9 protein-coding genes are annotated in these 15,074 nt (G+C 39.5%); all 9 read left to right on the forward strand.

Annotation, left to right across the window (positions count from 1 at the left end; genetic code table 11):
• The first annotated feature begins 16 nt into the window (after positions 1 to 16).
• The 9 genes from ACTJKN_RS25155 (at position 17) to ACTJKN_RS25195 (ending at position 14,844) form a co-directional block, all read left to right on the forward strand.
• Complete coding sequence (locus ACTJKN_RS25155) at positions 17 to 376, forward strand: Sec-independent protein translocase subunit TatA/TatB (protein ID WP_036669953.1); 360 nt, start codon at positions 17 to 19, stop codon at positions 374 to 376.
• An 11-nt stretch (positions 377 to 387) separates the two neighbouring features.
• The gene (locus ACTJKN_RS25160) at positions 388 to 588 is read left to right on the forward strand and encodes a Sec-independent protein translocase subunit TatA/TatB (RefSeq protein ID WP_029287719.1); all 201 of its coding nucleotides are present in this window, start codon (positions 388 to 390) and stop codon (positions 586 to 588) included.
• 18 nt (positions 589 to 606) lie between these two features.
• Complete coding sequence (gene gatA, locus ACTJKN_RS25165; protein WP_440828399.1) at positions 607 to 2,025, forward strand: Asp-tRNA(Asn)/Glu-tRNA(Gln) amidotransferase subunit GatA; 1,419 nt, start codon at positions 607 to 609, stop codon at positions 2,023 to 2,025.
• A gap of 188 nt (positions 2,026 to 2,213) precedes the next feature.
• Positions 2,214 to 3,617, forward strand: coding sequence for a transglycosylase SLT domain-containing protein (locus tag ACTJKN_RS25170; RefSeq protein WP_440828400.1), 1,404 nt, complete (start codon positions 2,214 to 2,216; stop codon positions 3,615 to 3,617).
• A 191-nt stretch (positions 3,618 to 3,808) separates the two neighbouring features.
• Positions 3,809 to 6,124, forward strand: a complete 2,316-nt coding sequence (locus tag ACTJKN_RS25175) for an NADP-dependent malic enzyme (RefSeq protein WP_440828401.1) — start codon at positions 3,809 to 3,811, stop codon at positions 6,122 to 6,124.
• A gap of 6 nt (positions 6,125 to 6,130) precedes the next feature.
• Positions 6,131 to 6,715 carry a Holliday junction branch migration protein RuvA gene (ruvA, locus tag ACTJKN_RS25180; protein ID WP_057931887.1) on the forward strand — a complete coding sequence of 195 codons (585 nt, stop codon included), beginning with the start codon at positions 6,131 to 6,133 and terminating at the stop codon, positions 6,713 to 6,715.
• An 11-nt stretch (positions 6,716 to 6,726) separates the two neighbouring features.
• Positions 6,727 to 13,926: a cell surface protein SprA gene (gene sprA / locus ACTJKN_RS25185; protein ID WP_440828402.1), complete on the forward strand. Its 7,200-nt coding sequence runs from the start codon at positions 6,727 to 6,729 to the stop codon at positions 13,924 to 13,926.
• 101 nt (positions 13,927 to 14,027) lie between these two features.
• The gene (gene gcvH, locus ACTJKN_RS25190; protein WP_440828403.1) at positions 14,028 to 14,408 is read left to right on the forward strand and encodes a glycine cleavage system protein GcvH; all 381 of its coding nucleotides are present in this window, start codon (positions 14,028 to 14,030) and stop codon (positions 14,406 to 14,408) included.
• Positions 14,409 to 14,487: 79 nt separating this feature from the next.
• Positions 14,488 to 14,844, forward strand: coding sequence for a VanZ family protein (locus ACTJKN_RS25195; protein ID WP_440828404.1), 357 nt, complete (start codon positions 14,488 to 14,490; stop codon positions 14,842 to 14,844).
• The last annotated feature ends 230 nt before the right edge of the window (positions 14,845 to 15,074 follow it).

Below are 15,074 nucleotides of genomic sequence, written 5' to 3' on the forward strand. Positions count from 1 at the left end.
ATAAATTATATTAGTGATGTATCAAGGCACGTTATTAGAGTTTTTAAACATGGGTGGATCAGAGATCGTACTCATTTTAGTGGTAGTTCTATTGTTGTTCGGAGGTAAAAAATTACCCGAACTTGCAAGAGGACTAGGGAAGGGGATCAGAGAATTCAAAGATGCCTCTGATGGTGTTAAGCGTGAAATCCATAGAAATATAAATGCAATGGATTTAGATAAAGAAGAAGCAGAAGAAACAGCGGTAAACCATAGTCAACGTCATCATCCAACAGAAGAATCACCGGTTGATGAAAAAATAGAGGCAAGTGAGTCACACATTGATCTGAGCAAGCCTACTGACGAAAAAATTGTAACTGACAAAGAAAAAGTTTAAACAAGAAAATCATGTTAAATACAACAATAGCAGCAATGCTTGGAACACCAGAAATTATCATTATTGCGGTAGTGGTATTGTTATTATTTGGTGGTAAAAAAATTCCTGAACTAATGAGAGGTTTAGGTAAAGGTGTTAAAGAATTTAAAGATGGTAAAGATGGTGTTGATGGAGAACAGGTAGATCCGTCTAACCGTGATAAAACCGTTTAATTGCAATAATTTTTAGTTTTGAAGAAATACAGCTCTCTTAAAGAGATTCAAACACTCATTGCGCAAAAGCAATTAACTTTACCCGATTTATTAGCTTATTATTTTAAGCAAATTGAAAATAATGAACACCTCAATGCATTTAATGAGGTGTTTTTTTTATCGGCCGAAGTTCAGGCGAAAGCGATACAGCAAAAAATAGAAGAAGGTACTGCAGGTAAACTTGCAGGAATGGTAATTGGTATTAAAGATAATATCTGTTATAAGGATCATATCGTTACTGCATCATCAAAAATGCTCGAAGGTTTTGTATCTCCATATTCTTCTACAGTTGTGCAGCGATTGTTACAGGAAGATGCCGTTATTATCGGCCGTTTAAACTGTGATGAGTTTGCTATGGGCGGCTCCAATGAAACTTCATACTATGGTGTTGCTAAAAATGCTGCAAATCCCGACCTTGTTCCTGGCGGATCTTCAGGCGGCTCAGCTGTAGCCGTTCAGGCCGATATGTGTTTGTCTGCCCTGGGTACCGATACCGGCGGTTCGGTAAGACAGCCAGCTGCATTTTGCGGCCAGATTGGACTTAAACCTACTTATGGCCGTATATCGAGGTATGGTGTTATTGCCTATGCTTCTTCTTTCGATCAGGTTGGGCCAATTACCTCTTCAGTAGAAGATGCTGCCTTGCTTTTAAAGGTTTTAGCTGGTGCAGATGATTACGATTCTACCGTTTCACCAGATGCAGTGCCCGATTACCCTGCTCATTTGAATGAACATAAAAAACAAAAAATAGCAGTATTAAAAGAAACTATTGAGAGCGAAGCCCTCGATCCCGAAATCAAATCGGCTATTTTAAAATCAATTGAGCAGCTCAAATCAGATGGACATATTGTTGAGTATGTTTCTTTTGATCTGTTGGACTATCTGGTTCCGGCCTACTATATCTTAACAACGGCTGAAGCCTCTTCAAATCTTTCGCGTTATGATGGCGTTCATTACGGACATCGTAACCTGGAGGCGAAATCGCTAAATGAACTTTATAAATTATCACGCGCCGAAGGTTTTGGCGAGGAAGTAAAACGCCGCATCCTTTTAGGTACTTTTGTTTTAAGTGCTGGATATTACGATGCTTACTATCAAAAAGCACAGCAGGTTCGCCGCTTGATCAGAGAAAAAATGGATGTTTTGTTCCAGGATTATGATTTAATTCTTTCCCCTGTGGCACCAACAGCAGCTTTTAAAATTGGCGATAATGTTCAGGATGCAATTGTGATGTATATGGCCGATATTTTTACCGTATTACCTTCTTTAAGCGGAAATCCGGCTATTGCTTTGCCATTAGGCAATAATGCAGCAGGATTGCCGTTAAGTATACAGTTTACAGCCAAACATTTTGAGGAAGATAAGCTTCTGGCTTTTTCTCAGGCATTTTTATCATAGTTTTATCGTCATTGCGAGTTACAAAGCATTATTGTTAAGTATGGCAATGGCATTTTATTAGCTGTTTTTCTAGGCGTTGTCTAGAAGGTTCGCAGGTTCTTACTCTTTCCTTGTTATGAAAAGATGAGTCTGTATAAAGGTTTGTGAGTATACAAGCCACGGTTAATGAAAATTTGAACCAATAGCCCATGATTAAAAAATTACTTTTTGCTTCAATTTGCGCTTGTTTAGGATACATTTCTTCTTCTTCCGCGCAACAAACGCTCAAACTGGATAGTCTTCCGAAGATTCACAACAACATTTTTATCAATACCGATACCGTAGCTGTACCGGTTGTTTCAGAAAACCCATTAACCATGGGTCAGAACTTTATCTATAAACTCAGGTTAGATTCTATCGCTAAAACGGTACCTCTTCCTTACAATGAGTACGTTCAGCAGTATATCGATATTTATGCCAAGCGTAAAGATATGTTCGGGAAAATGATCGGCTTATCTAGCTATTACTTCCCGATTTTTGACAAAGCTTTAAAAGATTATAATATTCCGCAGGAAATAAAATATTTAACGATTGTCGAATCACAGATGAATCCACATGCCATTTCTAGAGTAGGGGCAACGGGCATCTGGCAGTTTATGTTCGGTACTGGTAAGGCCTATGGCCTAAAGATGGATAACTTTGTGGATGAACGTAAAGATCCTATCCAGGCCAGTTATGCAGCGGCAGCCTATTTTAGAGATGCTTTTGAAGAGCTTGGCGATTGGTTGTTGGCCATTGCCGCTTATAACTGCGGAAAGGGGAATGTTAACCGGGCTATTGATAAAGCAGGATCGAGAGATTTTTGGGTAATCAGACAGTTTTTACCTAAAGAAACCAGAAATTATGTACCGGCATTTATTGCCGCAGTTTATGTAATGAATTATTCTGGCAAACATCAGATTACCGCGCAAGCCTCGAGCATGTTTTTAAAAACCGATACCGTTCAAACTACCCGTTTCGTGTCGCTATCTACGCTTGCAAAAGTGTTAAATGTTGATGAGGCAGCGATTATGGCCCTAAACCCATCGTACAAGAAAAAGATTGTAAATGGTACCGATGATGAACCGAAACGTATTGTAATGCCCAAGTTAAGGGATATCGATTACGCGGGTATTTATGATGTATTAAACAATCAGGAAGTGGATGTGAAGATGAAAGTAGTGGCCGCCAGTACCGATGATGCAAGAGATTTAAGAAAGAAAAAAACTAAAAGTATAACTACATCCTCCGTGGTTTACCATAAAGTTACCTCAGGGCAGAGTTTAACAGCTGTTGCCGATAAATATGGTGTAGAGGTACAGGATTTAAGGGTTTGGAACGGTTTAAAAAGCAAAACGCTGGTGCCGGGACAAAAACTAAAGATTTATGCCAAAAACCGGATGCCATTAAAAGCACCATCGTCGTTTTTAAGTTACAAGGTTAAAACCGGCGATACCCTGTCTGAAATTGCAGAGAAATTTGATGGCGCAACCGTTCAGAGCATCAGAAGAGATAACCGTTTATCAAAAGCGGGTTTGCAAGTAGGAATGATCCTGAAAATCAGCAGAGGATAAACAGGATAACCTGACAATGGCACTCATTTCTTGATCAAATAGTTTGAAATTCTATCAACAATGCTTGGTTTAACCTAATTAGTGTAACGGCAGTATAATGTAACGTCTTATTTAACTTTTTTGAAGGGCTTTTTATTTTATGCCTCATAAAAAGAATTGTACCTTTGCCCCCGTCACTAATAAGTTACGTAATGAGTAAGACCACTAGAAAGCAAGATGCGCTTGATTACCACTCGCAAGGCCGTCCAGGAAAGATACAAGTAGTACCCACAAAACCTACAAATTCGCAAAGAGATTTAACTTTAGCGTATTCCCCTGGCGTTGCAGAGCCGTGTTTAAAGATTGCAGAAAATAAAGAAGATGTTTATAAATACACCGCAAAGGGTAACCTGGTTGCGGTAATTAGTAACGGTACAGCCGTATTAGGTTTAGGCGATATTGGCCCCGAAGCCGGAAAACCGGTAATGGAAGGAAAAGGTTTACTTTTCAAGATATTTGCTGATATTGATGTATTTGATTTAGAGTTAGATACCAAAAATGTTGATGATTTTGTGAAAATCGTTAAGGCTTTGGAGCCAACATTTGGTGGTGTTAACTTAGAAGATATCAAAGCGCCTGAATGTTTCGAAATTGAGCGTCGCTTAAAGGAAGAAATGAACATTCCGGTGATGCATGATGATCAACATGGTACAGCGATTATTTCGGCTGCGGCATTGTTGAACGCTTGCGAAATCTTCAAGAAAAAAATGGATAAGATTAAAATTGTAGTTAATGGTGCTGGTGCCGCTGCAATTTCTTGTACCAAACTTTATGTTTCTTTGGGTGCTAAAAAAGAGAATATCGTTATGTGCGACCGTTCTGGCGTGATCCGTAAAGACCGTGAAGTACTTGATGATATTAAAGCAGAATTTGCTACAGATAGAAAAATCAACACTTTGGCAGAAGCCATGAAAGATTCAGATGTATTTATCGGCCTTTCATCAGCAGATTGTGTTACAGCAGAAATGCTGACTTCTATGGCCAAAAACCCTATCGTTTTTGCAATGGCCAACCCTAATCCAGAGATTGCTTACGAACTGGCGATTAAAACCCGTAAAGATATTATTATGGCTACAGGCCGTTCTGATTATCCGAACCAGGTAAATAACGTTTTAGGTTTCCCTTATATTTTCCGTGGTGCGCTTGATGTTCGTGCAACAGGTATTAATGAGCCGATGAAAATTGCTGCCGTTAAAGCCATTGCAGAATTAGCTAAAAAATCTGTTCCAGAGGCTGTGAACTTAGCTTACAATGCCCGTAACCTTAAATTTGGTAAAGAATATATTATTCCAAAACCTGTAGATTTCAGGTTAATTACCGAAGTTTCTATCGCGGTTGCTAAAGCAGCAATTGAAAGTGGAGTAGCCCGTAAAACTATTACCGATTGGGATGCCTATAGCGAAGAACTGAGAAAACGCCTGGGCTTGGATGATGCCATTATGCGTGCCATCACTACCAAAGCTAAAACAGATCCAAAAAGAGTTGTATTTGCTGAAGCCGATAATTACAAGATTTTAAAGGCCGCGCAGATTGTTAACGACGAGAATATCGCTATTCCGATCCTTTTAGGAAATAAAGATAAAATACAGGCGATTATTGATGAGCACGGTTTAGAGTTAGAAGGTGTTGAGATTATCGATCAGATGCAGAACCCTGATAAAACCAAACAATATGCCGAGGCGCTTTATCAAAAACGTCAGCGTAAAGGGGTTTCATTAACTGATGCCACTAAATTATTGAGAGACCGTAACTACTATGGTGCATCGATGGTTGAGTTTGGCGAAGCGGATGCGATGATTTCGGGTCTGACCAAAAATTATGGATCTACCATTAAACCTGCTTTACACGTAATCGGTGTTGATCCGAGTGTAAAACGCGTTGCTGGTATGTACATGATGATGACTAAAAAAGGTCCTGTTTTCTTCGGCGATACCACTGTAAACGTAGATCCAACGGCAGAAGAACTGGTAGATATTACTTTATTGCTTGATAAATCTGTTAAGCAGTTTAACATCAAGCCCCGTATTGCATTATTATCATATTCGAACTTTGGTTCAAATGATGGGGTTACCCCAAATAAAGTAAGAGAAACGGTTAACCTCCTACATAAAAATCACCCGGAGGTAATTGTAGATGGAGAGATGCAAGGAAACTTTGCCATCAACAACGAACTACTGAAAGATAATTTTCCATTTAGCACTTTGGCCGATGCTCCTGCGAACACTTTAGTGTTCCCAAATCTGGAGTCTGGAAACATTGCATACAAATTGTTACAAGAGTTAGGCGGTGCCGAAGCAGTGGGTCCGATCTTGTTAGGACTGAATAAACCTGTTCATATTGTTCAATTAGGTAGTTCTGTACGCGAAATCGTCAATATGGTTACCATTGCTGTTGTAGATGTGCAAGCAAAAGAGGAAATTGCAACATCGAAACGAAAAGGTATATTTGGAAAAACAACTAAAAAGTAGAATTACATGTACGCCTATATTGATGGTAAATTGACATTCAAAAACCCAGCATATGTTGTGGTTGAGGCCGGAGGTATAGGCTATCATATAAACATTTCTTTAAATACATACAGCGCTTTAGCTGATGCAGAAAGGTGTAAACTATACACCTGGCTGCATGTAAAAGAAGATGCACATACATTATACGGCTTCGCTGATGAAGGCGAACGCCGTTTATTTTTACACTTAATATCGGTATCGGGAATTGGACCAAATACTGGTAGAATGATTTTATCATCTATCACACCGGTTGAAATCCAGACCGCCATTGTTAAAGCAGATTTGCCTCTAATTCAAAGGATTAAAGGCTTAGGCGCTAAAACCGCACAACGCCTGGTTTTAGAGTTGCAGGACAAACTAAAAAAAGAAGGGGCAGATTCATTAATTTCTATGCCTCAACACAATACTGTGAAAGATGAAGCGTTATCAGCATTGGTAATGCTCGGATTCGCCAAACAAACCGCCGAAAAAACTATTGACCAGATTTTAAAAGTGACAGAGGGGACACTTTCGGTAGAGCAACTAATTAAACAAGCTTTAAAAACTTTATAGATCTACTGCCTTTGAAGAGAATATCTACATTTCTGTTTCTCATCCCTCTTTTCTTAATTGCTTCTCAAAACGCTTTCTCTCAAGTTGTTCCAAGCAAAACGGATACTATTACCCCAAAAAACAACTTTGGTTTACGTGAAAAAGAACGTTTAGGACTTAGTCCGTCCGTTAATCCGTTTTATCCGGCACCTAGTAATTTAAAGCGTGTTGTAGAGTACGATGCGAAGAACAAACGTTATGTGGTAAAGGAATTAATTGGCGAAAAATTTGTTTTAAACACACAATACTTAACCATTGATGAATACCAGCGATTGGTTAATAGTGAGATAAAACGGGGCAACTGGCGCAGCATTTCAAATGCAGAGGTAAGTGATTACAGAAGCACAGGCATTATTCCGCAGATCCAGGTAAACAGCAAAGCTTTCGAAAAATTATTCGGTGGAACAACCATTGATATTCAACCCCGTGGAGAGGCAGAACTCACCTTTTTAGGCCGGGTAAATAAGAATGAAAACCCGCTTTTTAACGAAAGACAAAGGGTGCAGACCAATTTCGATTTTAACCAAAGGATCCAGATGGATCTGGTTGGTAACATCGGGACTAAACTAAAAATCAAAAGCAATTACAATACCGAGGCCCAATTTGACTTCGAAAATCAGATTAAGCTCGATTATACCGGCGGGCCTGATGATATTATCCAAAAAATTGAAGCGGGTAACGTAAGCTTGCCTTTAAATACCTCTTTAATTACCGGAACCCAGGCACTCTTCGGTATTAAAACACAGTTGAAATTCGGGCGTTTAAACGTAACAAGTGTTTACACTCAGCAAAAATCTCAATCACGGGAAATTAAAATTACCAATGGAGCGCAGCAAAATACCACCACGGTAAATATTGATAGCTACGAGGCCAATAAACACTATTTCCTCTCACAATATTTTAGGAATAACTACAATAAAAACCTGGCCAACGCACCTATTATCACCTCCCCGATCCAAATTACCAAAATTGAGGTATGGATTACCAATAAAGCAGGTAATACTACCGACTCCAGAGATGTGTTGGGCTTGATGGATTTGGGTGAAAATGTTCCTTTTAACAATAATTTAATTACCGGAGGAACTTCTGGTTTGCCGGCAGGAACTACCGCTACGGGTTTCCCGCAGCAGTCAAACAACTTGATCTCGCAGTTAAATGCTTATCAGGGCGGTGCTATAAGACAGACAAATTCCAATGCCATACTTTCTTTCTTCCAGACAACGCCGGCTAACAGCAGCAATACCGATAACTTTGCTAAACTGGTTTACGCCAGGAAATTAACAGAACGCGAATTTACCTTTCAGCCGCAACTGGGTTATTTATCGCTGAACAACCCGTTAAATGCTGATGAAGTTTTAGCTGTTGCCTACCGCTATACCTATAACGGTGTAGAATATCAGGTAGGTGAGTTTTCTACCGATGTTTCTTTTGATGCGGCAAATCCAAAAGTGCTTTATGCTAAATTGTTAAAGAACGAAACGACCAAGATCCAACTGCCAACATGGGATCTGATGATGAAAAATATTTACTCTATCGGAGGGTACCAGATCAGCAGTCAGAATTTTAAACTTGATATTTACCGCATTGATAACGAAACCGGTGTGGACAACCCGGTAATGACTGAAGGACAAAATACTGCAAATAAGCAGTGGATTGCCTTAACTGAATTTGATCGTTTGAACCAGCAAAATGAGCGCAGGCCCGATGGAGTTTTCGATTTCGTGGCCGCAAATAATGCTTTTGGTTCTTATTCTACTGCAAGCAATGCCAATCAGGCGAGTATGTTCGGCGTGGGAAGCAATGGACAAACTTCGTTGGTTACCAATACCAATTCGGGTTATATCACCATCGATCCGGCTAATGGAAGGATTATTTTTCCTGTGATTGAGCCATTTGGTAAAGATTTAGCTGCGAAGTTTTTACCCAGTGAGCAGGCATTGATCAATAAATATACTTTTACTGCGCTTTACGATTCAACTCAAACCATCGCTAAGCAGCTATTCCAAAACCAGAACAGGTACACCATTAAGGTAAATTACCAATCTGATATTTCTTCTGAATTTAGTTTAAATGCTATTAACGTTCCGGAAGGATCGGTAAAGGTTTTTGCCGGAACAATGCCATTAACTGAAGGGGTAGATTTTACTGTAGATTATCAGGGTGGCCGGGTGAGCATCATCAATCAGGCACTTTTGGTATCTGGTCAGCCGATTCGGATTACCACCGAAAACAGTGAGACCTTTGGCCTGCAGCAACGATCACTTTTTGGAACCCGTTTAGATTACCGAGTAAACAATAAGCTAAATCTGGGCGGTACCATCATGAACCTAACCGAGAAACCTTTAACCCAAAAGGTAAACATCGGCGAAGAGCCTATTTCAAATACCATTTGGGGAGCAGATATTAACTACAGCTCGCCATCAAGATTTTTAACAAAACTGGTTGATAAACTTCCGTTCATTTCAACCAAAGCACCTTCGAGTGTAACGTTTTATGGTGAGTTTGCGCAATTGATCCCTGGTCACCCAAGGGCATTAAATTTTGCCGGCAGTAAAAACGGAGTAAGTTACTTAGATGATTTCGAAGCATCCAGATCAGTAATCGATTTAAAGAGTGCCATTGCCTGGCAGCTGTCGGGTACGCCACAGCTTTTCTCAGAGTTTGATAAATCCAATGATTTATCTTATGGTTACAACCGGGCAAGAATTGCATTTTATAACATCGACCCAACTTTTTATAATTCGGCGGCATCTACCACTCCGTCTAATATTAGGGGCAACCGGGGAGAACTTTCCAATCACTACGTGAGAGAGGTAATTGAGCAGGAGGTTTTTCCTTTTAAAGAAACGGCAACCGGACAGGCCTTAAATATTACTACTTTTGATGTTGCTTATTATCCAACTGTTAGGGGGCCATATAACTTCCGCCCAACAGATTTTAGGCCCGATGGAACATTATTACAACCTAAAAATAACTGGGGAGGTTTCCAACGAAAAATCGAAACCAACGATTTTGAAGCCTTAAATGTGGGCTTTATTGAGTTTTGGGTAATGGATCCATTTATCTATAAACCAAATTCTGCCGGTGGCGACATGTATTTTAATTTGGGAAATATCTCAGAAGATATTCTTAAGGATGGCAGAAAATCCTTAGAAAATGGTCTGCCCGCCACAAACGATCCAAGCAAATACGAAGAAACCGCTTGGGGCCGTGTACCAAAACTGCAACCCGTTGTGCAGGCTTTCGATAACAATGCCGGTTCGCGTAGGGCACAGGATGTAGGTTTGGATGGATTATCAGATGCTGATGAAAAAGTAAAATTTGCAGCAGCAATTACGCAGATTAAATCGCAGTTAAATGCCACCGCTTCTGCCGCACTCGATGCCGATCCTTCATCAGATAATTATACTTATTTCAGAGGTCCGGCATTAGATCAGATCAACGCGGGTATTCTTAAACGCTACGAAAAATATAATGGAACGGAAGGAAACTCTAAAACTTCGCAACAGTCGCAAGAAGAATTAGGGCTTGAAAACTCTGCATCTACTTCTTTACCCGACGGGGAAGACATCAACCGCGATAATAACATGACGCAAAGTGATGAGTATTTTCAGTATAAAGTTTCGATCCGTCCGGGAGATTTAAACGTTGGTCAGAACTTTATTACCGATAAGGTTACCTCGCAGGTAAAATTGGCCAATGGAAATACCCAAGCCGTTTCATGGTATCAATTCAGAATCCCGATCGGTCAATACCAGGAGAAAGTAGGCGGTATACAGGATTTTAAGTCGATCCGTTTCTTCAGGATGTTTATGACCAATTTCGCCGATACTGCTGTGATGCGTTTTGCAAAGTTGCAGTTAATCCGTGGGGAGTGGAGAGAATATAATGCTTCCAACCAAGCTGCACAGGTAATCGTCGATCCATCGTTGCCTGCACTTACTCCTGATAATTCTACTATTGAAGTTTCGACAGTAAATATTGAAGAAAATGGAAAACGTTCACCGATTCCGTATGTTACCCCTCCGGGAATTCTTCGCGAGCGCGACTATAGCAACTATCGTGGCGATACACGTTTAAATGAGCAATCGCTGTCGGTTATTGTAAAATCGTTAAGGGATGGCTATGGTAGAGCTGCATTTAAAACAGCCTACAGCGATTTCAGATCTTACAAACATTTGGAAATGTTTATTCATGCCGAGGCTGTTAATAACCAAATCTTAAATGATAATGATGTTGCCGCATTCTTAAGAATCGGAACCGATAACCAGGATAACTATTATGAATATGTAATCCCGTTAAAGGTGACCAATCCAGGTACAAGTGATCCTGATGCCATTTGGCCGGAAGCCAATAGAATGGATATTGATTTAACACTTTTCCAAAATGCCAAGCTCGCCCGTAACGTAGCTAAACAAGCCAACGGACAACCATGGCCTACAAATGTTCCATTTACCTATACCGACGGAAATAGAACTATTATAGTTAAAGGGCAACCTGATATGAGCAAGGTTAGGGTGTACATGGTGGGGATTAAAAATCCGCTCCGTGCTGCCAGTGATGAACAGAACGACGATGGCCTTGATAAAAATGCACTGGTTTGGTTTAACGAATTGAGGTTAACTGAATTTGACGAAAAAGGCGGTTGGGCAGCTACCGGAAGATTGAACTTAAAATTGGCTGATTTTGCAGATGTAAATATTTCCGGAAGTAAATCTACCATCGGTTTCGGATCTATCGATTCGAAAGTGAGCGAACGGAACCGTGCAGATAATGTATTGCTTGATGTTTCTTCTGCAATGGAATTAGGTAAGTTTCTGCCGCAAAAATCGGGTGTGAAAATCCCGATGTTTGTGAGTTACTCTAAACAGGTCTCTACCCCTCAATACAATCCTCGCACTCCGGATATCGAGCTCAAAAATGCGCTCGAGCAGTCGACAAAAGAACAAAAAGATTCGATTTTAAACTTTGCACAGGATTATACTGTTAGAAGAGGCATCAACTTTACCAACGTTAGAAAGGAACGGACCAATAACAGTAAACCTGTAAGGCTATGGGATATTGAGAATTTTGCCGCAAGTTATGCTTATACTCAATATAATCATCGTGATTTTATTAATCAGAGCAGTATTCAGAATACCTACAGGGCATCATTACAATACAGTTATTCTAAAGAAGCCAAAACAATAGCCCCGTTCGAAAAGATTATTAAATCGAATATGCTGGCTTTATTGAAGGATTTTAACTTCAGTATTTTTCCAAGTGCCATTAATTTCAGGATTGATGTAGACCGTTTATATTCAGAAAATACCTTACGGAATAACGATCCGAATAATACTATCGGGGTTTACCAGAGTGGTTATGGGACCACCTTTAACAAAAACTTTACCATGAGCAGGATTTATGGTGTTGCCTGGAATCTTACCCGTTCGTTGCAGTTAGATTTTAATGCTACAAATTATTCGATCATTGATGAGCCGGATGGAAGACTTGACGGTTTAAAACGCGATACCGTTTGGCAAAATTTAAAACGTTTAGGGCGTACAACCGATTATAACCATAATTTAAACGTTACCTATAACCTGCCAATTGATAAAATACCAGGACTAAACTGGATTACCGTTAAAACCCGTTATGGCACCAACTTTAACTGGCAAACTGAGCCGCTTTCTACTTTACGTGATCCGAATATTAATTTGGGTAACACGGTACAGAACAGCAGAACGGTACAGGTAAACCCAACCTTAAACCTAACTACTTTATACAACAAGTTTGGTTTTATCAGAAAGGCAGGCAACGACCAGGAAGGAAGTGGTGCTAAGACATTTTTTATTAATCTATTAACGAGTGTAAAAAACGTTAATGCCAGCTTTGTACAAACCAAAGGTATTTTCTTACCGGGCTATCTGCCAACCACTAAGTATTTTGGCATCGATAATGCAACGGGGGCACCAGGTTTGGGCTTTGCTTTCGGCAGTCAGCGCGATATTCGCGATATGGCATTAAACAATGGATGGCTCACCACCGATACCTTGCAGAACCAATTGTATGTAAATACACTCAGAGAGGATTTTCAGCTTACTGGGCAAGTTGAGCCATTTAAAGATTTACGGATTACGCTAAAGGCCAATAAGGCCCAAACAAGAAACTTTTCTACCAATTTCAGGTATGTAGCCAGTGTATCATCGTTCGAAAACTTAAGTGCCATTACCACGGGCGATTATAGCGTATCGTATATTGCTTTGGGGACGGCTTTCAAAGAAAATAACTCAACGGTAATTTCGGGTCTGTTTAACCAGTTTATGGCCAATAGGATCATTATATCCAGAAGATTGGGCGCTCAGAATCCAAATTCGGGAGGTGTTAACGGCGGTTATGCCGATGGTTACAGTAAAGAAAGTCAGGATGTAATTATCTCTGCTTTTATGGCTGCTTATTCAGGCAAAGATGCCGGGAAAACGAAAATGAATGCCTTCCCTAAAATTCCGCTTCCAAACTGGAGTTTAACCTATAGTGGTTTAACACGTATTCCTTTTATCGCCGATAAGTTTTCGTCTGTCGATATCAGACACGGCTATCGCTCTGCCTATAATATTAATGGCTTTAACTCATTATTGCGCTATCAGGAAACCAATGGTGCGGTTAGCAGTAGAGATGTAAATAATAACTTTTTACCAGAATACCAGTTTGCTCAGGTAACCATTTCTGAATATTTTTCTCCTTTGGTCGGCGTTGATACCAGGTTTAAAAATAACCTGACCGCTTCTTTCGAGTTAAACCGTTCACGTTTATTGGGATTAAGTTTATCAAACAGCCAGCTGGCGCAGTTATCAGAAAACAATATGGTTTTAGGATTGGGCTACCGTACCAATAAATTCCGTTTCCCATTTGGATGGTTTAAAAGCCTGAAAATGGATAACAACATGGATTTCAAACTGGATGTAGCTATCCGCGATAATAAAACCGTTATTTACCGTGCCGATGTTACCGAAGCCGAAGTTTCTTCAGGAGCGAAAAACATTACCTTAAGGCCAAGTGTAGATTATGTGTTGAATCAGAAATTTAATATCAAATTATTTTACGATTCGAATATTACCAAGCCATATACCTCTCAAACCTTTAATACTTCATTCAGTAATTTCGGGTTTAGTTTAAGGTTTACACTGAATTAATAGATAAAGTGTTTGATTATTTAAGTGATGATCGTAAAATGAATTAACATCCTGTAAATCTCAAAAATCCTGATTAACTTTGACAAACTAATTTAGAACAAATGAATTTTCCATCAGAATTAAAATACACTAAAGACCACGAGTGGGTTAAAGTTGAAGGTAACGAAGCTATTATCGGTGTAACTGATTTCGCTCAGCGCGAATTAGGTGATATTGTTTATGTTGATATCAACACTGTAGGCAGCGAAGTAGCAAAAGAAGAAGTTTTTGGTACGGTGGAAGCTGTTAAAACCGTGTCTGATTTATATATGCCGGTTACGGGTACAGTATTAGAGGTTAATGCTGAGCTAAATGATAATCCGGAATTGGTAAACGCTGATCCATATGGAAAAGGTTGGATGGTAAAAGTATCTTTGGCTGATTTAGCTGAAGTAGAGGATTTATTAACAGCAGCGGCTTACCAGGAATTGGTAGGGGCTTAATTATTATATTTTGTACAAAGCACTGAAACAGCAAAAATGGGCCGTTCTATGGACCATAGTAGTTTTAGTGCTTTGTAATATGGAAATTTCCGATTCAGTAGGTGGAAGCGGTTTTTTCTTTAAAGGCTTTGATAAAATGACCCATATGGGTTTTTTCTTTGTTTTATCGGTATTACTCTTCTATGGGAAAATAAGATACCAGCATACCTTCGCTTTCAGAACATTAACCATTTTTAAGATTTTGCTCATCAATGCAATACTTGGAGGCGGAATTGAACTGTTACAGTGGAAAGTTTTTACCTACCGATCTGCAGAATGGTGGGATTTTGGCTGCGACATGTTAGGCGCATCTATGGCGGTTTTTAGTTATGTATTGCTTCACAAATTAAATTTTAATGAAACCATGATGAATACACCGCTTACCAAAAACAATTAATCTATTCGGAATAGCTCATTGCAATTGAAAATAAAATAAAATCAATGAAAACGAAAATTAGCATCATCTGTGTAATTGTAGCCATATGTTTAAGTGGATGCAGTATCTTCAAAAAGAACTGTAACTGCCCAAAAGTGTACTACAAAACTTACCCTTCACCACAAAAATAATCCCCCCTTTCCGATCGACCTTCCTTTTGATCTGATAGCCTTGCTAAAAAGCTGTATTTA

Origin of the sequence: Pedobacter sp. 22163, from assembly GCF_052045595.1 — a bacterium.
Lineage (GTDB): Bacteria > Bacteroidota > Bacteroidia > Sphingobacteriales > Sphingobacteriaceae > Pedobacter.

What these genes read in the sequence shown, in the direction of transcription:
- ACTJKN_RS25155 (WP_036669953.1), top strand. Translation starts at nt 17, where the DNA reads ATGTATCAAGGCACGTTATTAGAGTTTTTAAACATGGGTGGATCAGAG.
- ACTJKN_RS25160 (WP_029287719.1), top strand. Translation starts at nt 388, where the DNA reads ATGTTAAATACAACAATAGCAGCAATGCTTGGAACACCAGAAATTATC.
- ACTJKN_RS25170 (WP_440828400.1), top strand. Translation starts at nt 2,214, where the DNA reads ATGATTAAAAAATTACTTTTTGCTTCAATTTGCGCTTGTTTAGGATAC.
- ACTJKN_RS25175 (WP_440828401.1), top strand. Translation starts at nt 3,809, where the DNA reads ATGAGTAAGACCACTAGAAAGCAAGATGCGCTTGATTACCACTCGCAA.
- ruvA (WP_057931887.1), top strand. Translation starts at nt 6,131, where the DNA reads ATGTACGCCTATATTGATGGTAAATTGACATTCAAAAACCCAGCATAT.
- gcvH (WP_440828403.1), top strand. Translation starts at nt 14,028, where the DNA reads ATGAATTTTCCATCAGAATTAAAATACACTAAAGACCACGAGTGGGTT.
- ACTJKN_RS25195 (WP_440828404.1), top strand. Translation starts at nt 14,488, where the DNA reads ATGGAAATTTCCGATTCAGTAGGTGGAAGCGGTTTTTTCTTTAAAGGC.